Source organism: Neisseria sp. P0021.S007, from assembly GCF_051956855.1.
Genome location: NZ_JBQCXA010001578.1, coordinates 1 through 460, shown reverse-complemented (window position 1 = coordinate 460; position 460 = coordinate 1). Strand labels below are relative to the sequence as shown.

Annotated in this window: 1 pseudogene; it reads left to right on the top strand. The window is 61.3% G+C overall.

From position 1 onward, the window contains the following. Positions 1–403 (top strand): annotated as a pseudogene (locus ACTHUR_RS20355) (hypothetical protein); the annotation flags it as partial. Between the last annotated feature and the right edge of the window lie 57 nt (positions 404–460).

Below are 460 nucleotides of genomic sequence, written 5' to 3'. Positions count from 1 at the left end.
ACACGTAATGAGTCGTCTACAGCCTCAGCTATGTATAATAGACAGGGGATGGATCCATCTAATCGGCCGGAGCGAAGTGGCGAAGGTATTGTGTGCCGCACTGATGAAACGGCGGCCTGCGGTGCGGTTTCTCGGCTGGCTACGGGCGGCGACGCTGGGGCTTTCGGCACTGTTCGGGCGGATGCCCTGTACCGACATAACGCAGAGCTTCGCGCTGCTTTTGATCTGCTGCGTACTGCTCTCGGCGATGTCGGCGGTGTACGGCGGCGCGATGCTGGGTTTGTCATGCATCGTCCTGCCGCACCGCGGACGTGGTTTCGGCGGCGTGATTCAAGCGGTGGCCGCACGCGGCGGCAAAATGATCGGCGGCGCGCTGGTATTGTGGCTGTGTCAGGAATACGGATAGACGGCGGCGGCTGGCTTTATGCTGGCGTTCAGTCTGCTGATGGGGCTGTGAGGT